The organism is Nitrosomonas sp. TNE100, from assembly GCF_055387135.1.
Genome location: NZ_AP040997.1, coordinates 1,564,786 through 1,584,971 on the forward strand (window position 1 = coordinate 1,564,786; position 20,186 = coordinate 1,584,971).

At 47.2% G+C, this 20,186-nt stretch carries 17 protein-coding genes, 1 tRNA gene and 1 pseudogene; 5 read left to right on the forward strand and 14 right to left on the reverse strand.

The window, feature by feature from the left end; all coding sequences use genetic code 11:
• Positions 1–4 precede the first annotated feature (4 nt).
• The 7 genes from ACZ5EJ_RS07415 to ACZ5EJ_RS07445 all read right to left on the reverse strand — a co-directional run bounded on the left by ACZ5EJ_RS07415 (position 5) and on the right by ACZ5EJ_RS07445 (position 9,118).
• Complete coding sequence (locus ACZ5EJ_RS07415; RefSeq protein ID WP_074685102.1) at positions 5–769, reverse strand: amidohydrolase family protein; 765 nt, start codon at positions 767–769, stop codon at positions 5–7.
• Between the two features lie 83 nt (positions 770–852).
• Positions 853–3,024, reverse strand: a complete 2,172-nt coding sequence (locus ACZ5EJ_RS07420) for a peptidoglycan recognition protein family protein (protein ID WP_083341449.1) — start codon at positions 3,022–3,024, stop codon at positions 853–855.
• Positions 3,025–3,047: 23 nt separating this feature from the next.
• Positions 3,048–4,169: an aminotransferase class I/II-fold pyridoxal phosphate-dependent enzyme gene (locus ACZ5EJ_RS07425; protein ID WP_074685104.1), complete on the reverse strand. Its 1,122-nt coding sequence runs from the start codon at positions 4,167–4,169 to the stop codon at positions 3,048–3,050.
• A gap of 5 nt (positions 4,170–4,174) precedes the next feature.
• Positions 4,175–6,319, reverse strand: a complete 2,145-nt coding sequence (locus ACZ5EJ_RS07430; protein ID WP_074455269.1) for a hypothetical protein — start codon at positions 6,317–6,319, stop codon at positions 4,175–4,177.
• Positions 6,316–7,677, reverse strand: a complete 1,362-nt coding sequence (locus tag ACZ5EJ_RS07435; protein ID WP_074685106.1) for a hypothetical protein — start codon at positions 7,675–7,677, stop codon at positions 6,316–6,318. Before ACZ5EJ_RS07435 ends, ACZ5EJ_RS07430 begins: the two co-directional genes overlap by 4 nt.
• 6 nt (positions 7,678–7,683) lie before the next feature.
• Positions 7,684–8,379 carry a hypothetical protein gene (locus ACZ5EJ_RS07440; protein ID WP_464556847.1) on the reverse strand — a complete coding sequence of 232 codons (696 nt, stop codon included), beginning with the start codon at positions 8,377–8,379 and terminating at the stop codon, positions 7,684–7,686.
• 34 nt (positions 8,380–8,413) lie between these two features.
• Positions 8,414–9,118, reverse strand: coding sequence for a hypothetical protein (locus ACZ5EJ_RS07445; RefSeq protein ID WP_204987571.1), 705 nt, complete (start codon positions 9,116–9,118; stop codon positions 8,414–8,416).
• 411 nt (positions 9,119–9,529) lie between these two features.
• Here ACZ5EJ_RS07445 and ACZ5EJ_RS07450 point away from each other — a divergent pair.
• A pseudogene (locus ACZ5EJ_RS07450) lies at positions 9,530–9,635 on the forward strand (IS5/IS1182 family transposase); the annotation flags it as partial.
• Positions 9,636–9,963: 328 nt separating this feature from the next.
• Positions 9,964–10,587: an alpha/beta hydrolase gene (locus ACZ5EJ_RS07455; RefSeq protein WP_074685110.1), complete on the forward strand. Its 624-nt coding sequence runs from the start codon at positions 9,964–9,966 to the stop codon at positions 10,585–10,587.
• 213 nt (positions 10,588–10,800) lie between these two features.
• On the opposite strand, the gene ACZ5EJ_RS07460 is transcribed toward ACZ5EJ_RS07455, so the two are convergent.
• Together ACZ5EJ_RS07460 and ACZ5EJ_RS07465 are read right to left on the reverse strand one after the other, a co-directional pair.
• Complete coding sequence (locus ACZ5EJ_RS07460; RefSeq protein WP_074685112.1) at positions 10,801–11,598, reverse strand: carbonic anhydrase; 798 nt, start codon at positions 11,596–11,598, stop codon at positions 10,801–10,803.
• A gap of 29 nt (positions 11,599–11,627) precedes the next feature.
• Complete coding sequence (locus ACZ5EJ_RS07465; protein ID WP_074685114.1) at positions 11,628–11,870, reverse strand: hypothetical protein; 243 nt, start codon at positions 11,868–11,870, stop codon at positions 11,628–11,630.
• Positions 11,871–12,489: 619 nt separating this feature from the next.
• On the opposite strand from ACZ5EJ_RS07465, the gene lplT reads away from it, so the two are divergent.
• Positions 12,490–13,731 carry a lysophospholipid transporter LplT gene (gene lplT, locus ACZ5EJ_RS07470; protein WP_439895592.1) on the forward strand — a complete coding sequence of 414 codons (1,242 nt, stop codon included), beginning with the start codon at positions 12,490–12,492 and terminating at the stop codon, positions 13,729–13,731.
• 90 nt (positions 13,732–13,821) lie between these two features.
• On the opposite strand, the gene ACZ5EJ_RS07475 is transcribed toward lplT, so the two are convergent.
• Positions 13,822–14,640, reverse strand: a complete 819-nt coding sequence (locus ACZ5EJ_RS07475; RefSeq protein WP_074685150.1) for a TrmH family RNA methyltransferase — start codon at positions 14,638–14,640, stop codon at positions 13,822–13,824.
• A 340-nt stretch (positions 14,641–14,980) separates the two neighbouring features.
• Here ACZ5EJ_RS07475 and ACZ5EJ_RS07480 point away from each other — a divergent pair.
• Positions 14,981–15,056 (forward strand) — tRNA-Met (locus ACZ5EJ_RS07480).
• A gap of 99 nt (positions 15,057–15,155) precedes the next feature.
• Here the strand turns inward: ACZ5EJ_RS07480 and ACZ5EJ_RS07485 are convergent.
• Complete coding sequence (locus ACZ5EJ_RS07485; protein ID WP_011634681.1) at positions 15,156–16,574, reverse strand: dihydrolipoyl dehydrogenase; 1,419 nt, start codon at positions 16,572–16,574, stop codon at positions 15,156–15,158.
• A 231-nt stretch (positions 16,575–16,805) separates the two neighbouring features.
• Here ACZ5EJ_RS07485 and ACZ5EJ_RS07490 point away from each other — a divergent pair, with 231 nt between their 5' ends.
• Positions 16,806–17,789 (forward strand): malate dehydrogenase, encoded by a 984-nt coding sequence (locus tag ACZ5EJ_RS07490; protein WP_074685152.1) that lies wholly within the window; start codon positions 16,806–16,808, stop codon positions 17,787–17,789.
• Between the two features lie 51 nt (positions 17,790–17,840).
• Here ACZ5EJ_RS07490 and ACZ5EJ_RS07495 read toward each other — a convergent pair whose 3' ends face one another.
• The 3 genes from ACZ5EJ_RS07495 to ACZ5EJ_RS07505 are packed head-to-tail and all read right to left on the reverse strand — an operon-like array spanning position 17,841 to position 20,184.
• The gene (locus tag ACZ5EJ_RS07495; protein ID WP_074456090.1) at positions 17,841–18,296 is read right to left on the reverse strand and encodes a peroxiredoxin; all 456 of its coding nucleotides are present in this window, start codon (positions 18,294–18,296) and stop codon (positions 17,841–17,843) included.
• A gap of 32 nt (positions 18,297–18,328) precedes the next feature.
• A complete protein-coding gene (gene ccmI / locus ACZ5EJ_RS07500; protein WP_011634684.1) occupies positions 18,329–19,672 on the reverse strand; it encodes a c-type cytochrome biogenesis protein CcmI in 1,344 nt (447 codons plus the stop codon).
• Positions 19,669–20,184, reverse strand: coding sequence for a cytochrome c-type biogenesis protein (locus ACZ5EJ_RS07505; RefSeq protein ID WP_011634685.1), 516 nt, complete (start codon positions 20,182–20,184; stop codon positions 19,669–19,671). Before ACZ5EJ_RS07505 ends, ccmI begins: the two co-directional genes overlap by 4 nt.
• Positions 20,185–20,186: the final 2 nt, after the last annotated feature.

Consider the following 20,186-nt stretch of genomic DNA (forward strand, 5'->3'; position numbering starts at 1 on the left):
CGCTTCACCACCCACTTACCAATGACAGCGTTCGGGGACGCTTGACTGTACTGATCAGATTCCGGAAATTCCCTCCCAGAATCAAGGCTTCTTGAGAAGACGACAGACGTAACGCCCTGATCTTGGCAAGCTCAACTCCAGGGTGTAGCCACGGGCCGTCAGAACCAAACAGCAGCTTGGCTGCTCCAGCTCGTTTGACTGCTTGTTGTAGTAAATCAAAGCGCCGCACGCCAGAGGTATCAGCATATATATTCGGATGACGAACCAGATGATCAATCAGGGCCAATTGCGCCCGCCAGTCATCAGCAAAGCTACCCAGGTGCGGAATAATGAAATTGACATCCGGATATTCCTGCGCCAACAGCTCACAGACAGATACTTCACCCGCCACATCGTACAGTACCGGCAAGGTATAAGCCCGGGCAGCCACACAAATATCGCGTGTAATGGCAGCATCATGACGATGTATCTTGATGCCAACAAATCCGTAGCGCTTGACAGCTATCTCGACCAGCTTATGCACGCGTCCTCGATCACGCTCTGCATGTATAAAAGCAAAACCGTAGAAGCGATCAGGCCTGCTCGCTACAATGCGTGCCACCTGCTGATTGGCAGCGGCATAGTCTGAATGAAACGCAGAAAACAGTACCGTGCGCCGAATCCCTGCTACCGTTGCCCGGCGCAAATAATCCTGCAAGGGCGCCCGTGTATCCCACGGTCCGGTCAGTCCATCGCCGCTTCCGGCATGACAATGGCAATCAATGATCATCACAACCTCCTTGCTGCTATATTATTTTGATTGCCCGGTACGCGGGATCAATGTGCCCCACCGACTGATTTCCGCTACTGGTTTCAAACGAAGAGCTCCTCACCAAGCTCAGGCTGTTTGGCTTTTCCCCATGTTCGCCAACTATCGGGGATAGGATTGCCGCTACCAATTTTGAAATTTTGCCCACCATCCCGTAAACCCAGATTATTGATTGCCCATTGACCAACGTGATACCAAATATCCGGACCAGGATCGTTTTCACGACTTGCACTGGATTGTCGATGTGCCAGAATATGGGTAAGGCCCATGTTTTTAACAAGATAACGAATCAAACAACGCCCGGCCTTGATCTGTTCGGCAGTCAGAACCCCTTGAGGTGATGCGCCGTTCGGATAAACATAGCGTTTACCCCTTGTATCAGGAAAATTACCCGCAAATTCAACGGCTACACTGCCAGCATTAAATCCATTTGAAGCATTGAGGCGAGCTGTCAATGGATGCAATTGTAGTGTTTGTCCATTCGGCTTGATTACAAAATGTGCCGTGACACCATCGTACCGGTCGGGTGGCGTATTCCTCTGATTGCCGGCAGTCTGATGCAACACTAGTGCGTATACCTTACTCATATCGCGCGGTTTTCCTTTGCGCTTGTCTTTAGGCGTAAAACTTGTGCGGTCTTCGATAGGCGTACAATCATGCAGCATATTGATCACCCCACCGGAGAGCCTGCGAGCTCCCGTGCTAATTGAGTTCCATGCATCACCGAGAAATGCTTCCTGATCGGATTGCCTCGGTTGAATGCTATTGACGTGCCATTCACGATGAGTTGTATCGCCTACCTCTAAATTTCCTCCTCGAACTACTGCAGAAAGATTTGGCACATGCATCCGGGCTGCGGCCGTCAAAGCAGCATTGGCGATTGTTTCAGGATCAGTACGCGGGTCAGCCAAAGCTGCCTGCCTGGCTGCTGTCGCAGCAATACGCACAAACCGCCGTGCCATTTCCAGTTCGGCTTCTTCCGAAGGCAAACCACTGAATTCAAGCTCAAGCGCTTTACTGACAGCCGTTCCGATGGCACCGCCGATAGCCGTACCGACACCCGGTATCGGAATAAAAGATCCCAGCGCCTTGCCAACAATTGGCAGTGCAACCTTGCCAATCGCTTTTAAACCCCTACCCAATGCAGGCAATACTTTTTTGCCAACGAAACGGCCAAATTTCTTCAATCCCCGGCCGATCCCCTTGAATAACTTGCCAAGAAACAGATCCAGTTCTTCTTCACTAGAAATGGCCAGTAATTCGGCGGCAAGCTCAAGTTCCTCAGCTTCGCTGAAAGGGCTTTCGAATGCGAGTTCAAGCTCCCGCTGATTGGTGATCAAGCCGGTCGGATTCAGAGCAGTCCGGAGATTTGCTTCGATTGCTTTATGTTGAGGAGTCAGTACCCAGCAGAAGGAATAATTATCAGGATTAAGGCCAAAGGATATTACATCCCGGTGATACCCCTGCATCCGGTCATAAAGGTTCCCGGTCTCGCCAACATAACCGATATGTCCGCTGGATGAGCGATTACGGAAAACAAGCAGATATACCCCCTGCTGCCGGGGCACACGGCGATATTGCGAAAGCCGGTAACATCGTCTGGTAGCCCAGAGTTTCTGATCTGCCGGTGACATGTGACGCAGAAGTTTGCTGTAGTTGTCCCGGAATGCAGCAAGCATCTCATAACCCGATTCCATTTCCTTCACTGAAGGCTGAATATTCCGGCTCTCACAAGCAGACCTCAATGCCTCTTCCGTATCCGGCCCGGCAATACCACTCACCCTCAACCCTTGCTGCCGCTGAAAACTCCGCACTGCGCTGCGTGTATCTGCCCCCATAACTCCGGTCACTGGAAGTCGCATTCCGGCCGCCTGATTCAGACAATCCTGCAGCCAGCGCACGCGCTCCGAGCCGGACGAACTGTCCGGTTCAGCGGGATAAGGCTCGCTCACGACCGGATAAGGTTCATAAAGGGGGGCACCCCCGAAAGGCCGCCGCAACCCCTTGAAGGGAGAGCGTGGCCTGGAAATCGGAAACAATGGACGTTTACTTCCCGTTGCTCTCAAACCGGAGTGAAAACCGGGCCGCGCACTATAGCCTCTGGGTCTTGTTGGTGGACGGCGGATTCCTCGCTCTCTTTCCACTTCAAACTCTTCTCCCGCAACTTCCGGAATCACCTCCAGCGGTATGGTTTTAAATCTTAATCCCTGATTCATGATTTACCTCTTGTATATAGTGATCACTTTATAAAGTCAGAGTATTTGGTTTCCTTTACGATGAGCGTTTCTTCAAAACCATGTATCGCTGTAGCCAGCACATCAATGCAGTGATCAATTTCTCCGGCAGTATGGCGTGCTGTCATTAAAAAACTCAGATGAACTACACTGCTGCCACGGGGACGAGACAATACGGTTTGAATACCCTGCCGGGAAAGAAACTGATGTACCCGTACTGCCTCGTTTCCATCGATCCCTCTCAAAATTTGAACGGGAAACCAGCCACCAATCGTATTCAACCCCATCGCTGCCAGACCACTACGGAACCGGGTAACCCGTTGCGCCAGTCTCTGCCGCAGCCAATCACCCTGTGATCGATTCACAATCAGCGCATGCCGGGCAGCCTGAATGACAGCCACAGACGGCGGGCTGCCGTGCACCCGGGTGTCACTTGCCGTTTTAAATCGTTTGATCAGCTTTCTACTCCCGGTAAGAACCGCAACCGGAACGCCCAAACCTTTTGCTAGAGATGAACCCACTATAATGTCCGGCCCGGAGTTTCCACTCCAGCGCAATACACCACCGCCTCCTTTCCCATAGGGGCTGTGTAATGCCGGCATTTCTCCCAGAATTCCCAAAGCCTGGGTATCATCCAGCACCAGTACGCCGCCAAAATGCCTGACGATTTCCAGATACTCCCCAACTGGCGCAGCACGACCGCACGCCGGGCAAAAACCATCGGCAATTGCCACCGGATATTTTCTTCTGCCATACGCAAGCCGCTTGATTTGTGCCAGCAATGCATCAGGATCATGATGACGGAAAGTATGAACTTCTCCCCCTTTTGCACGGAATTGCTCCACTCCCCAACGAACAACTGCATAAGTCCCTTCATCCAGAAACAATGCCGCCCGCTGCTGAAACAGCATGCCAAACAAATCCCAGAACAAGTGCAATGTGGAAGGCAGCAACACCCCCTGTTCACAACCCTGCAACTGCGCCAGTTGTTGTGCAACTTCACCGGCACCGGGCGGTTCAGTAAGTGCTGCCGGAACCCCCAATGAGAGTTGCTGCCACGGCTGCAAAAGCCGGCTGGGATGATGCAACCCCAAGTAGAGTGCCGAGGTGAAGTTGATCATGGCCATGCATCTCAGATAGTTCGTTGCTGACTGGCCAAACGTTTCTGCAATAGCGCTGATGGCAGAGTCGAATCAACCCGGGCACTGACAGTCGGATCGGCTGATAAGTCAACACCCGTTGTTGCGCGGTAGGCGTGGATATAGCCCTGTACCTGTGGACGGAAGAATCGTGCCCAATTGAGTGCCTTAACAGGCTCGAACTCATCACTCCAATGGCCCCAGCGGATGGAAAGTAACAGCTGTTCGCCAAACATTCCCAGATTGCGGAAATGCAACACGCTGGTATCTGTCCAGCCTTGCAGTTTCTTCATAGCGTCAACACGATCCATCCAGGGTTCGGGGTAAGCCACCATGACCCGTGTCGGCAACAATTCACGGAACTCAGGCCTGGCCAGTATCCATTGCTGCATCAGCATTTCGATACGGGCAGTCGATGGCAGGTCACCAAACTGATTGTGTGCTCCCTGGGACAGGATCAGATGCACTTCCTTCAGGGCATTGAGTACCGGGAAAGCATCGGCCTTGACAGTGGTATCGTCATCCTGTTTGTAGAACACGGTACACAGTCTCAGCAAATGATGGAAAGCTTCAAGGAACTTGGAGCGCGTATCAGCGGGCCGGAAATTCTGTACTGCCTTGCCTTCCAGCCGCAACCCGTAATGATGATCGTATTCGTAATTACGGCGGTTAACAGTCAGGCGGTGCTGTTCATCCTGGATGTAACCCCATAGCAGGTTATTGAGCGGGCGGAGCGGGTCCATTTCCATGCTAGCAAGTGGATCCCGACTGGATGAACGCACATTCTGAAACCGCCGGGTAATGGCATTGGATGTTTGCACCAGCATACCTTCCTCATGCCAATACGACCAAATCAACTCCAGCAGACAGGGATTGGCAAGTTTTTCCTGTAACAACCCGTAGCATTCATCTGCGTCAATAACCCCCTCCCTACTTTTACTCGCCGCTTCTTCAAACGGCTTGATCTTGATTGGGATATCAGGTAATTTGCGGCGAATAACGGAGAGATAGGGCAATACATCACCATTCCCATCGATACCTACTAGATAATCTTTGTTGAAAGCACGATTCAAGCCACTGGGTGGTATTGGGAGATCACGACGGTTCAAGTATGCTTCATCCCGAGCCGGATCAAAAGGTTGCAAATCATTGTGATGAACGCCACAATTTACCATCACAAAAGCTTCTGTAGCCGCTTTGACCACACGATAAGCATCAGAATCTGTAAAAGGTAAAAAACGATTCTTCAATAATTTATCCCGCCACATCACATGCTTTTCATCGTAGCGATCACTCTCAAATTGACTTAATTCCCGCGGCTTCTGCTTACCACAGAAAATCCAATCCATGAAACTCAGATAATTATTGAATGAAAGCGCCTCAGCGCTATTACGAATACCTGTCCAGAATGCGGTATCTTCAGTGAAAGATGTTTCCGTTCGAGTGAGGCTGGTCGTTGTTCTGGCATCAACATGCTGTATGTTACGTACCGCCGTGCCAGTCAAGTTTGTGGCGATTGATGAGCCGTCAGGATGCTTCAGAAATGTATTAAAGAAGTAACCACCTTGCATTCCTGTCGTATCGACGGCTATTTCGTATACTCGATCTATGCCATCTACAAAGATGGAAGGTTGAGACAAACCGCCTTGATTAGAAGACAATCTAATATCTGGATTTCCCAAGGCAACACTATGTGAAATACGCAGCTTAGCCGGCTGACCCGCTACAATATCTTGACATAACAGCTCTTCAGATCGCGGGCCGCACATTACCAGTTGTTGCGTAAAATTTACCGGTACTCCAAGACCAATCTGTTTGGTGCAATTACAATCGATCGAAAATAATTTTTGTGGTTCATCACCTGAATATGCTGCCGGTTCTTCATGAAAACCAAAGGCATTCTTATAGACTAAGCCATACCGATGTGAATCACCTCCGAGAAGCTCAAAAACCGCATACCCGTTTTCATCAGTAGTTCGTGTTTCGATATGCTGCCATTCGTTGGATTTCCATTCCAGAACTTCAATACTCGCTCCTTTGATCGGTATTTTATTGCCGCCCGAATCATATAAATGCACTCTCAGCATGCCATTACATTGAGCTTCACCGCTCTCTATTTTTTTAGATTTTGTATTCATGTCATTCTCCTAAATGAATAATTAATAGAACGATTCTGTTGGTAGGAGCTTGCCGGCAAAAATTCAAGCTGCCCCGGCCTTGCTGAATAATCAACCGATGTCCTCAACGTGCTGCGCAGCGCCCAGTGGATGAGCAATTTCCCCAACAGGGCGCTTTCCTGTTCCGGGCTCATGCGTCCGTCGGCACGTGCCTGGCCGATCACAGCAAAGGTTAGAACCGGCGAGGCCTGATACATCCTCGCAGGCTGTTGCCGCCAGATGGAGAACAGTGTCTGAAGCTGCCATGGCGAGCGACTCTGTACCTGTAAAGCCTCGGCCAGACTCGCTCCGCGCAGACTTTGCGGTCGATGATTGATCAGCAGCGTCACAAATCCAGGCAATGTCGCCTGAAGCATTTCATAATTGTGCCGTTGGGCAACATCCAACCCGGTCAGCGGGTAGTAGGTTTCCCATAATTGCGCCAGACGCTGCCATTGCGGATGAGGATAAAGTGCCTGCCCGATCGCACAACCCAGTTTGACGCGAATCCAGGGTGACGGATGAGGGTCATCCCGACTCAGGCGGAATACAAAGGCACGTGGCAGGCTGACCACACCCATCAATCCGAGTGTGGCAGCAATACCAATGCGGGCGATCGACCAGAAATCCGCAACGATCTCTGAAATCCACCGTTCCCATAGTAACCAGGCCATGTTGTACACGCCACTGCCCCGTTCCATTCCCTGCAAAACAGGCCGTAAGGAATTGACCAGGTTAAGCAGCGCAGCAGACTGGTGGCCTACTTCATGAATCAGGGAAGAAGCAACGCCGCTGCCAACCATGCGTTCCCGGGGAATACGAATCACTGCCACCGGATTTTCACCACCACCTGGCAAACGTGTTCTAGCGCGGCGGATCGCCGCACCAATACCACGATCGAGATAGCAGATGACGGGAGGTACTTCGTAATAATGTCCCGGAATAGCGAGCGCATCCGCCGAGACCACTTCCAGGCCGGAAAGCCACACACCGATTTCATTTTCGCTGCGCTGTGTGATCGCATCGTTGAATAAATCAAATTGTGTCAGCACGGCATTGAATCTCAACCGCAACAGGGAAAACAGCCGTTGTGCATGGGCAGGTGTTGCCCTCCGGCCAGATGGACCGCGCAGCCATGCAATGTAACGTTGAATCAACCCTTTGAGTTCGTGCCTCCCTTCTATCAGATAGCGTTCAATACTGGTTTGTGCTGCCGGTAACAACGACGCTGCAGGCAACATGGTTTCGTGCAAGGCAAAAGGTTTGACCCGTTTCAGCCTGGTCAGCAATGCACGAGCCTCCTGCTCAAGCATCCATGCTGCGTATGAAGCGGTAACCATGGCGGGTTATGCTCCGAACAGAATGATTCTGTTTCCACGCCGTATCCAGCGACCGCTCATAGCACCCCGTCCACAGGAAGGGCATGGGCTGCCAGCTGCACCGGCGACGGCTGTTGGTGGAGTACCGCGAATCAGGCCCGGGGCAAGTTGCCGTGCGGCGGCTGCTATCGCGGATTGCGCGGTAGTTACAGGATTTGCTGCCCGTGGTGCTAACGCAGTATTTTTTGCCGCAGCTCCGGCGAGTTGCACAAACCTTTTGGCAACTTCATATTCCTGGTCTTCATGACTCAATCCTTCCAGTTCAAGACCAAAAATCCTCCCGGCGTTAGAAGCCACCTGACCGCCAACCCTGGCACCGCTGGTGCCACCAAAATAACCGCCAATGGCACTGCCTACCATGGGCAGCGCTTTCTTGGCTGCACTTTTCAATAAACCGCCAAGTTGCTGCCCTACTGGCGATCTAATGAATTTTCCGGCCACCTGGCCAGCTTTTTTGATGAGATTCCCTAAAAACTGATCCAGCTCCGCCTCATCACTGATTTCCAGAAGCTCGGCCGCAAGTTCCATGGTTTCAGTCTCGCTAAAAACACCCGTTTCACCACCCCACTCTGCTTCACCAAATTCACCATATTCATACTGGTCATGTTCGTAATTTTCCAGATCAGTGTTGGTTTCCAGGGTAGTACGATCGATATCGTGCATGTTTATTCTCCTTACCACAGGGTTAAAAAATTGCTTAACAATTAACGATGACGATGTTGCGGCCACGCCGGAACCATCTGCCTCCCTGCCCTTTTCCCGGCATGGTGGCAGGCATGGCCATCCTTGCTCTTGCTGCTGTCAGATTGGGTGCATATATTTGTGCAGCTTTATTTGCAGCTATTTGTGCGGTACTGCGTGGATCATTAGAAGGAGGGGCCGACAGAGAATTTTTAACGGTATTGGCAGCAAATCGTACAAATTGTTTACCTCCCTCAAATTCGCGATCTTCCTGGCTGAGTGCTTCAAGTTCGAGTCCAAGCGCGCTTCCTGCTGCAGAAGCCAGGCCGCTGCCGATTTTGGCACCTAAAGGTCCGCCGAAATAAGCACCCAGCGCGCCACCGGCAATCGGCAGTGCCTTTTTGGCAACCCCTTTTAGTATGCCGCCCACTGCTCGGCCAATTGGAGATTTCACTACCTTGCCTAAGGCGCTACCGGCTTTCTTGATCAATGAACCCAGAAAACGGTCAAGCTCTGCTTCATTAGTAACTTCCAGAAGTTCGGCGGCAAGTTCCATCACCTCACCTTCGTTAAATACCTCCCCCCACTCCGCCTCACCATATTCGAATTGCTCAAACTGTTCGCCTTCACCTTCATATTGTTCGCCCTCACCTTCATATTGCTCAGCTTCAAAACCACTCATTTCCGGATTGAATTCGAATATATTTTCACTTTCATACATGGTTAATTCCTCCAATTCTCAGATTCCTCATCACACCTTGATCAATAACCAAGTTTCTCACCAAGTTTGGTGTTAGCACTTTTTGGGGCTCATCACCGTCAGGCCAACCAGCTCAACTCAGGTTGTCCTCACAACAGATAAAAGCAAATAGCACGCCAAAATAAAAATACAACTCTTATTTTTGACTCACTACGCACTTAACATGCTGAAAATAAATTAGATGTCCAATAAATTACCAGTCATAACAAATATGATTGAGAAGTAAAAATATAAGGACTGGCGAAACATATTTCGGTTAATGGCGCAAAAACACTTTGCAATATGAAAATTGTTTCGGAGATGCTAGAAACTACTTTGATTTGCTATTAGTTGTTGGGAGAGATAACTGTAGTGACTCAGCAATTCCAGACAGGACGTGAAGGAGCATGGGGTGGCGTAATTAATGTGTTTTTTCTGGATGATACGAACAGGAACCCCATGGAGGGATTTACCACCGGACTACGGGGGCTGGAGCAATATATTTAGTCCATATTGATTTAGCAGAGGAGTCAAATAAGCAGATGACAATTTTTGCCAGTATTTAAAGTTGAAGTCTCCTCAAAGTCCCGTGCAGTTCTTCTGGTAACATAAAATCAGTTCTTCAAAGCAAATACCTTTTCTATGTTTAGTAACAACCGCACTGCGGCAGGTATCAGTCGGTTTTTTCAGTACCAGTACAGTTTTGTTCAAGGTAGATTGGATGTGCCGATTATTCGCAGCAGGGATAAATTATCAGTAGTTTTTAGATAAAGCATCCTATAATTATTTGTCATGCCAACTAATCTACACCACAGGATTCCGTATTTATGCCAAATGAGCAAAGATTCTTTGTTACCGGCCCTGCCGGGAAGCTGGAGACAGTTGTCACACTGCCGAATGATGCGCCACATGGCATTGCAGTCGTAGCTCACCCGCATCCGCTTTACCATGGCAGCATGGATAACAAGATCGTCTATATTCTTGCCAGGGCATTCATCGAGCAGCAGTACATCACGGTGAAATTCAATTTTCGCGGAGTGGGCGAAAGTGAAGGCAACTATGCGGAAGGGAAAGGAGAAATCGAGGATGTGCTTGCTGTCACGCAATCTATCCGGGAGCGGTATGACACCGGATCAACCCCATTGCCACTAATACTGGCCGGATTTTCATTCGGTGGCGCTGTTCAGGCATATGTTGCACAGCAACTGCGGCCTCACAAGCTGATACTGATCGCGCCTGCTGTTGAGCGTCTGCAAGCACCACCCGTAACTGATTGCGCTGAGCGTATTCTGGTCATCCAAGGGGATCAGGATACCGTCGTGCCGCTGCAAAGTATATTGGATTGGGCCACACCGCAAACATTGCCTGTGACCATCATCCCCGGTGCCGAACATTTTTTCCATGGCAAGCTGAACGTTCTGAAAGACATCATCCTGCAGAATTGCGCGTAGCTATCGGGGCAGGGGCGGTCAATTTTCCTGGCCGAGCTACACACCACCTGCTGCGGCGCACACGAAAAAATTAGCGCTTAATCTGCGATTTGACAACCTGCCAAACAGGTAAGAACCAAAATATGTAATGGGACCGAGAAAAATTCGAACAAATAAGGAGCTTCCCCGGATGCCAGAGCCATACCGGGGAAGAATTATTTACAGCTCACCAGATTAGTGGCTTGAAAGAATTGACCTTTCATTCAGATCCTGTGCTGATCTGGCATTGTTGCTGTAGAAAGTTTTCATTTGCTCTAATTGAGCTGCTGAAATCGTGATTGATTTTGTCAAAATATACCATTGCACGCCTTCACTACAAGGCGGAGTCGTCAATGAACCAGCTAGCGTTAAATATTCCAGATTGGCCGCATTCATACCTGATGGTAATAACTTCGCTAGTTTGAACTTAACCCCGGAAGTCGAATTTTCTTTGCCGCTTTCATACGGCATATTATCCAGAATAGTCTGGAACATCGCATTCTCTTTCCCGATATTTATGGTCACGGCCAGTACCGCAATTCTTCCATCCTTATTGATATGTACAAAATGTAATTCCGCAGGAAATTTTTTGCCCTCAACAACATGTTCGCTAGGCTCATGGAAATGTAGTTGAACCAGCGGCAGCAATTCCTTCCCGACTTTTAATCCACCCGTAAAATTCTGGGAAGTATTAACTTGTATGGCATGCCCTGTATTGAAGAAAGATGGCGTATCTGTACCATACTGTGCCGCAAGTTTATTTAGCGGCCTGGATTTCACAATCTTTTCATCTGCCAGATCTACCGGCGACTGATGTTTACCAATACCACACTCTGCATAGGGATAACGCAATGGTATCGATTGAGTAGCGTCTTCAATCGCTCCCCAGTTAGGCTCCTCTTCATAAGACCAATGAGGTGGAGCAGAAACTGCAACTGCTGTGTAACTTATAAAGATTATAGAAACTAGATTTGCCAGTATTTTAGTTCTCACGAGTAATTCCTATCATAATAGTTATTAAATTAGCAGGTATGTTTCCTGCAATAGTCGATCATTAAAGATTTTTTATCTAAGCCGATCTCTTGTAGAGGCTGTGATTTAGTTTTTTTCTTTTTTACCTTAATCTGGGCTGGTTGCCTATTTTCGGTCGAAATAGGCTCGGCCTGATTAGTAACTGACAACGATTGAGGCTGACTCTCCCCTGATTCAGCAAAGCAAGAAACACCTAAACTCAGCACAGCAGTCAGAAAAAGCTTAATACGCATTATTTTCCTCCTTTTGCAAATATGCAAATTGCAAAATTTTGTTCTGGTCCTTCAATAGAAAAAACAACAAGATATGATGATTCAAAATTTCTCTATTTCAAACAATATGGCTTGCATCGAGAAATGTGTGGAGTTCGAACCATACTCTCCGGTAAATCTTTTAGCCAGGGTCTCGACAATTTCAGCAAGATTCACTTCATCACATTCCCTGATTCCATCGATGATCGAGTTATTATCGGCTACGCACAAAGGCTCTTATATCCACAATATCATGCTCCCGTCTCTGCTGCGCTCCAAGCACACTAAAACCGATCTTCCAATTGCAACGCCTCGTAATATCAGATGCATATCGCTCAAAAATACAGACCCTGATGCTTGCAAAGTTTAGTGGAAAAACTACTCTCGCCATCAATTTATATAGTGGCTTAATGTTGCACTGGTAGCACATCTTTCTGAATAGAATCTGAAAACTTTGAAAGCCAGAATACGCTCAGTACAATTTTCATGATATAAAGCTCCAGTGTTAAAACAGCCCGTAGCAGAAAAGCCAGCATCAGGCTTTCAGGTTATTGAACAAGCAGGTAAGGAGAACAATTTGGGACGCGGATTTTATACCATCATGGCGGCACAATTTTTTTCATCTCTGGCAGACAATGCTCTGCTGGTTGTGGCCATTGCTCTGCTAATTGATCTGCATGCTCCCGAGTACCTCACCCCCATGCTCAAATTCGTATTCGTATTATTTTATGTATTGCTCGCCCCGCTTGTCGGCGCGTTTGCAGATTCCATGGCTAAAGGCTGGGTCATGTTTATCAGCAACTCAATCAAAATTATCGGTTGCGCATTGCTGTTTTTTGCTGCGCATCAGTTTTCTGCGCTGGGTGCATACGCGGTTGTTGGATTAGGAGCAGCAGCTTATTCCCCAGCAAAATATGGCATCCTTACAGAATTGCTGCCCCCAGAGAAGCTGGTGATTGCCAATGGCTGGATGGAAGGACTGACGGTTGCATCGATCATTCTTGGTACAGTTATTGGCGGCCTGCTTATTACCCCTTCTGTTGCTTCCATTCTACTTACTGCAAATCTCTCTCTGATCAATACTGCTGTAGATGCCAGTATCATAGTCATCATGCTGTTTTACATTATTGCTGCCATTACCAATTTGTTTATACCTGATACCGGAATTGATCACCGGATACTCAAAAAAAATCCGGTTTTCCTGTTTCACGACTTTGTGCGCTGTGTAAAGCTATTGTGGTTTGACAAGCTTGGCCAGATCTCGCTGGCGGTTACCACCTTGTTTTGGGGAGCGGGAGCAACGCTGCAGTTTATTGTATTAAAGTGGGCTGAAGTGGCGCTTGGTTATGCGTTAAACAAAGCAGCGCTACTGCAGGGTGTCGTCGCTATTGGTATTGCATTGGGCTCTGTTCTGGCAGCGAAGCTGGTTTCATTACGCCGATCGTTGGATGTCATTCCTCTGGGGATTGCCATGGGAATCGTGGTAATTCTCATCATTACGGCTCAGAATATCTGGCTAGCTGTTGTTTTGCTGGTCATAATTGGTGGATTAGCCGGATTTTTCGTAGTACCTATGAACGCTTTGCTGCAACATCGCGGACATATTCTGATGGGCGCTGGACACTCTATCGCAGTACAGAATTTCAATGAAAATCTTGGCATTCTTACCATGTTGTCATTGTATGCACTGCTAATCTGGTTCGATGTGCATATTTATACTGTAATCGCTCTGTTCGGGTTATTTGTATCTACCACCATGATCATGGTTCGCAAATGGCACCTGAGTAACCAGAGCAAGCAAGATTCATTACACCTGATAGGAACACAGAAACGACAATTCTGAGTTTTTACTTTGTCACCCTGAATTTCCAATTCCGCGAGAAAATAAGAAGTATTACTGACGTATCACAGGCAATAAGCGGAATAGCATTTATCACTCTTGCGAGTAACTCTCACCAGAATTCTCCTGCCGGATTTTCTCGAATAAACAGATTGCAGCAGCCGCAGCAACGTTGAGTGATTCGGCACACCCTGGCATGGGTATTGCCACACGTTCACGCACAACTTCTAGCAGCTCTTCTGATACACCGCACCCCTCATTACCGAAAGCAAACATGACCGGCCCTCGCAGGTCTGTATGATAAATATTGTCAGCGCCAGCCAGTGCCGTCGCTATAACATTTCCATTAAATTGACAAGCAATCTGGATCAGATCGGAATCTTCATGAATTCTCAAAGAAAAATGCGCCCCCATACCGGCTCTTAATGTTTTGGGCGACCAGCTATCAGCACAATCACTAGACAGGAACGCATCTTTAACACCCACAGCAACCGCAGAACGCAGAATCGAACCCAGATTACCTGGATCCTGAATAGCTTCCAGCGCGATGCAAAAAGAATCTTCATAGGAGTCAACAGACCGGGTATGCCGGGGAATACGAACGAGTGTCATAATACCAACCGGTGTTTTGACTAACGATATCTGGTTGAATAGCGCATCACTCAACATTAGACAATCAGCTCTTCCAAAATCTTTACCAATACTACCTAGCAGCTGATTAATTTCAGCATGTTGGCCTCCTGATTCGCTAACGATCAGCAATTCCGGAATTCTTCCTGAAGCAAGATAAGACTGCAACAAATGGATGCCATCAAGCAAAGCAAGTCCATCGTCACGGCGCTGCCGTGACGAACGTTGCAGCTTGAACAGCTTTTTAAATACGGGATGCTCGCGAGAGGTTATACGGCGCATGTTGCTTGTGATCTGCATGTTACTTTGGCTACGGATTGATACGGAATACTGTCAAGAACATAACGAGAGAAACAAACGTTTCAGGATTGCTGTTCTCCCCTCATCCTCAAAACCACCTTCTTATTATCGGAATTTACGAACAAGCTCTGCAAAAACCACATAAAGAATATAAATTCAAAAAAGTATTGAATATACTAATCTGGATAATTTTCAATTGAGAACCAATAATACCGGAGTCGGCGACCTGTGCCTGTTTCAATTCTGAAGCAAAGGAAAAGTAATCGGTCTTGACTACCTCCCCCACAAAAGGCAGAATACGCGCTATGTCGTTTAGATAGCTGGCGAATTAGCTCAGTGGTTAGAGCAGCGGAATCATAATCCGTTGGTCCGGGGTTCAAATCCCTGATTCGCCACCATTAAAAATCATCTGCTTAATGACTTGCTTTCGTAATATACAACACAGCCAGTTGTGATCATCCTGATTTATCTGATGAGATAGAAGTTCCAGGTTACGCTCAGTCAAGCGCCTCGGAATTAAAAGAGTCGCAAGCCGCTAGATCTGACTTACTGCACGCTGGAAGCTTGGATGCCAGATTACGTAATGCTGTACGCAAACCTTCTTCCAGCACCGGATGATAAAACGGTATTCGCAATAAATCCCACACACTTAGAGATTGATCGATTGCCAAAGCAAGCAAATGTGCGAAATGCTCCCCAGCTGGTGCACACATTTCTGCACCTAGCAATCGGCCATCATTTGCCGCAGCATACACACGTAAGGCACCACGATTAGACTGGGCCGAACGTGCCCTTCCCTGGTTAGAGAAAGAGACTTCACCTATTTGAATATTTTCGTGTTCGAGTGAATGAAAGGATTGACCAACTACGGCAATATTAGGATCAGCAAATACGATAGCTAGTGGTACTCGGCGCTTAAAGTAAATTAATTCTTCACTTGTTGTATTTAAACCGGCAATATGCCCATCATCTGCAGCCTCATGCAGCAGAGGAAGACGCTGATTTGCATCTCCTGCCAGAAATACTGGTAAATCTGCAATCTGCAGGGTAATTGGATTTACTGATGGTAGCCCTTTTTCATCAAGCGGCACATCCAATGTATCGAGACCAATATCATCGATATTTGGTTGCCTCCCCAATGCGGCTAGTACACTGTCTACCTCAATTTCGATATTCTCTGCACGGACAGTAAGCACATTATTATCCGGATTTATGGCGACACTCGCTTTGCTACCAAGATAGAGTGGAAATTCTTCTGACAACAGCTTCACTGCTGTCTGATTAATGAATGGATCACTTATCCCCCCTACTGAGCTGCGAAATCCAAAGCCTGTTACATGTACACCAAGCCTGGATAATGCCTGGATCATTTCCAGACCAACTGGACCCATGCCGATGACAGCAATACTTTTTGGCAACGTATCCAGCTCAAACAAAGTATCCGTCGTCAGCAAACGTTTGCCAAGATTCAGCCAGTTCTTGGGCACAACAGGCCGGGAACCCGTTGCAATAATGATTTTATGAGCGCTGAGTTTCTCTCCATTGACCATTACTTGATCTGGCGACAGAATACGGGCACGCCCCGATATTGCACGTTCACCCAAATCATTGGTTATTTTAAGGGTGCTGGTAACAAAATCATCACGTAGCCTGCGTAGACGTTGCAGAACCTTTTTGCCATCCAGTTCCAGTTGATCTGCGCCCATAATCCCGAACTCACCAAAATTGAACCGTCGATGAAAAGCATTGGCTGCTTCAATCAATAACTTAGAAGGCATACACCCGACCCGTGCACAGGTAGTACCCCACGGACCATCGTTGATCAGTACAAAATTATCAGTTCGTTTTCTTACCTCACGCAAGGCAGATAAACCAGCACTTCCCGCACCAATGATTATCACATCAAATTTATGCATCAGTATTCGAGTCCCCAGTCAATTTGTATAATAAATAAGTAAACACATTACGATTTATGGGTCCAATCAGTTTGTTATTCTAATCCTTAATATAAAAATCTGGAAAGCTGCAGTCTGGACGATACTTACCTTTCTTGTCAATTGAGTTTATCGGTATAATTCCTACCAATCGTTTTTACCAATTCTCTTTTCCTGTCAGGAAATATATCAAATACCAAGGAGCAGAATTTGGTGCTTTCACCCGTTCGTATTACCGTCACCGGCGCAGCAGGACAAATCAGCTACAGCCTGTTATTCCGAATTGCTGCGGGAGACATGCTGGGCAGCAATCAACCCGTTATTCTTCAACTCCTCGACATCCCGGAATCCAGGAAAATACTGGATGGCGTGGTTATGGAACTTCAGGATTGCGCATTTCCGCTACTGGCTGGCATTATTGCCACTCACGACCCGATGATGGCATTTGATCAGACAGATATAGCAATACTAGTTGGGGCCCGCCCCCGCCGCAAAGGGATGGAACGTAAGGATTTACTGCAGACCAATGGCGAAATATTCAGAAATCAGGGCAAGATCCTGAATCAAGTGGCCAAACGTGATGCAAAAATACTGGTGGTGGGAAATCCAGCGAACACCAATACCCTTATCACCATGAAAAATGCTCCAGATTTACCAGCAGAAAATTTTTCAGGAATGCTCCGGCTCGATCATAACCGGGCATTATCACAAGTTGCTATGAAGTTAAACCAGCCGGTCAGCAATATCAAAAAGATGATTGTGTGGGGAAACCATTCATCCACTCAATTTCCTGATTTGTATCATGCTGAGATCGGTGATACCAAAGTTATTAATCTCATCAAAGATCCGATTTGGATCGAAAACTACTTTATCCCTACGGTACAAAAACGGGGTGCTGTGGTAATCGAGGCACGTGGCTTATCCAGTGCAGCCAGTGCAGCTAATGCTATTATTGATCATCTGCGTAACTGGTTTTTTGGAACGGAAGACGGTGACTGGACTACGATGGGAATCTTATCCGATGGTAGTTATGAAATACCGGAGGGGGTAATTTATGGCTTCCCGGTCATCTGCAAAAATGGTATGAGGGAAATTGTACAGGGACTTGAAATCAACCCATTCTCACGTACCAGATTAGATGCTGCCTACAACGAGCTAACTCAGGAACTGGATTCAATCAGACACTTGCTACCCTGAGATTACGAAACTAGATTCTATAGTTTCCAAGCCTCTCAAGTGCTTATCACATTATATTTTCTTGATAAATGCTAAAACTTCCTCAGCATGCCCTGGAACCTTAACACCTCGCCACGCTTTATATAGCTTGCCTTCCCGGTCAAGTATAAATGTGCTGCGCTCTATCCCGCGTACCTGCTTACCATACATATTCTTCATCTTGATGACACCAAACAGCTCACACACTACCTCATCGGCATCACTCAGCAAATTATAGGGAAAATTATATTTTTCTCTAAACTTCTCGTGTGACTTCAGGCTGTCACGAGAAATACCAACGATTTCACAACCTTCCTGCACAAACTCTGGATATAGATCCCTGAATTGCTGACCCTCATTAGTACAGCCAGGTGTATCGTCTTTCGGATAAAAGAAAATAACCAGGTATTTGCTCTTTATACCTGACAGACGAAACTGTTTGTTACCCGTGGAAGCCAACTCAAAATCAGGGATCAAATCAACCGACATACAAATATATACCCCTCATCAACAAATTAAATTTACGGGACAATATGATCAATTGTAATAGAAATATTTTCTTCACCAATTTTCACAGGAATGCTGTGACCCTCAAGATCTCCACTGGAGGGAATAGCCTGTCCGGTTTTGCTGATTCTCGCCCCCACCACCACCTCTGGAAAGCTTGAGAGCTTCATCGCGGGGGTCATAGCCATGTTGTCATCAAGTTTAAACGAAACTGGAAGATCCTTAGCATGCAGCCTCAAAATAGCCAATGGCATCTTTGGCCCTTGGCTGGCCCTTGCAAAAACGAAAAGTGTATCATCAGGCGAAACTTTTGATGCCAATGAGGCATCCAGAGTAACCGAGCCAGAAACGCTTGGTATGCCCGTAGCAGCTTCCTGCTTCTCACCAGAAGACAATGTCACAGGCACATCACTCTCCACATTTGAATTCTGCGCCAGCTGTACAGGAATAGATTCATTTCTACCTTTCATGGCCAGAAATTTAGCCTGGGCGATACTGTCACTCACAGATTTATAAAATTTCGAATCTTTTGCCTCGGCGGGTATAACATTCAACAGGCGCTCCCAGTAAGTAACTGCCTGATCAAACTTTTCCCGCTCAAATTCAAGTGTACCGGCTAAAGCCAGTGCCTTAGGATAATCCGGATCGATATCAAGCGCCTTGCTGATCAACTCGGCAGGTTTACCCTGTAAGTTGCCATTATTCGTTATGGCCAGCATATCGGCATAATCACTCAAGAATTGGGGGTTATCCGGAGCCATTTGAACCAGTTTGGCATAGACTGCGCCAGCTTCATCAAAACGTTCCATAATTATGTAAGAACGTCCAAGCATCACCCAGCCTTCTATATCGTCCGGATTATCCTTAAGACGGGCAGCAAGACTGTCAACCATTGCCTTGATCTCAGCATGATCCGGCGGCATTCCTTCCGCATCACCCCCCTGAAACTGCGTAGCATTAGCCAGTTGAGATTGCGGAAGCAGCCCGCGAGTATCTCCAATTACCAGATAAAGGTAGATGGCAGCAAGTGGAACTGCCAGAGCAACAATAACACTCACAATAGTGCCATGACGATTGACAGGAGTTACGCGAACAGTTTCATCATCTTCAGATAAATCCTGCAACATTCGCTTTTGTAATTCCTGCTTGCTGAGTTCATGCTGTTCCTTGGAAAGAACATCGTCAAGTAGATCACGATCCAGCTCCGCAAGCTGATCACGGTAAATAGTAATATTTGCAGCCTGACGTTCAACTTGATCTTGAAGCTCGTTTTTTTTATTTCTCAGCAATACAGGTATAATAAACAGCAATGCTGCCATGATAAATATACCGACTATAACCCAAAATACCGTCGTCATATACTTTGATCCTTGTCCATTTCTTTAATAAGAGATTCAGCCTGTAAACGCTGATTTTCTGTCAGTGGTACCTCGTTTTCCTTTATTCGAATACGACGACGCCTCAAATAAAAAATGAGCGCAGAACCACCCCCCAAAAACAAAGTGAACGGACCGAGCCACAACAACCATGTTATTGATTTAAAGGGAGGGTTGAAAAGAATGAAATCTCCGTAGCGAGCTACTAAAAAATCTACAATTTCCTCATCACTTTTATTCATTCGCATCTGTTCTCTGATTTCACGCCTCATATCCTTAGCAAAATCAGCATGTGATGCAGCTAGTGTTTCATTCTGACACACCAAACAGCGTAGATTCTCTGCCAAATTATTCAACCGACTCTCAAGTTCAGGATCATCGGCGACAGGTGGGGCTTCATTTGCATAGCCCTGGAAAGCTATAAGAGACAGAATAATCACCATTAAGCAACGCTTTAACGAGTCCACTCTCATACAGATCAGTTGTTTCATCATTA

Bases quoted from the DNA above. Each gene is read 5' to 3' on its own strand.
- ACZ5EJ_RS07415 (WP_074685102.1), bottom strand. From the start codon at position 769: ATGATCATTGATTGCCATTGTCATGCCGGAAGCGGCGATGGACTGACC.
- ACZ5EJ_RS07420 (WP_083341449.1), bottom strand. From the start codon at position 3,024: ATGAATCAGGGATTAAGATTTAAAACCATACCGCTGGAGGTGATTCCG.
- ACZ5EJ_RS07425 (WP_074685104.1), bottom strand. From the start codon at position 4,169: ATGGCCATGATCAACTTCACCTCGGCACTCTACTTGGGGTTGCATCAT.
- ACZ5EJ_RS07430 (WP_074455269.1), bottom strand. From the start codon at position 6,319: ATGAATACAAAATCTAAAAAAATAGAGAGCGGTGAAGCTCAATGTAAT.
- ACZ5EJ_RS07435 (WP_074685106.1), bottom strand. From the start codon at position 7,677: ATGGTTACCGCTTCATACGCAGCATGGATGCTTGAGCAGGAGGCTCGT.
- ACZ5EJ_RS07440 (WP_464556847.1), bottom strand. From the start codon at position 8,379: ATGCACGATATCGATCGTACTACCCTGGAAACCAACACTGATCTGGAA.
- ACZ5EJ_RS07445 (WP_204987571.1), bottom strand. From the start codon at position 9,118: ATGTATGAAAGTGAAAATATATTCGAATTCAATCCGGAAATGAGTGGT.
- ACZ5EJ_RS07455 (WP_074685110.1), top strand. From the start codon at position 9,964: ATGCCAAATGAGCAAAGATTCTTTGTTACCGGCCCTGCCGGGAAGCTG.
- ACZ5EJ_RS07465 (WP_074685114.1), bottom strand. From the start codon at position 11,870: ATGCGTATTAAGCTTTTTCTGACTGCTGTGCTGAGTTTAGGTGTTTCT.
- lplT (WP_439895592.1), top strand. From the start codon at position 12,490: ATGGCGGCACAATTTTTTTCATCTCTGGCAGACAATGCTCTGCTGGTT.
- ACZ5EJ_RS07475 (WP_074685150.1), bottom strand. From the start codon at position 14,640: ATGCGCCGTATAACCTCTCGCGAGCATCCCGTATTTAAAAAGCTGTTC.
- ACZ5EJ_RS07485 (WP_011634681.1), bottom strand. From the start codon at position 16,574: ATGCATAAATTTGATGTGATAATCATTGGTGCGGGAAGTGCTGGTTTA.
- ACZ5EJ_RS07495 (WP_074456090.1), bottom strand. From the start codon at position 18,296: ATGTCGGTTGATTTGATCCCTGATTTTGAGTTGGCTTCCACGGGTAAC.
- ccmI (WP_011634684.1), bottom strand. From the start codon at position 19,672: ATGACGACGGTATTTTGGGTTATAGTCGGTATATTTATCATGGCAGCA.
- ACZ5EJ_RS07505 (WP_011634685.1), bottom strand. From the start codon at position 20,184: ATGATGAAACAACTGATCTGTATGAGAGTGGACTCGTTAAAGCGTTGC.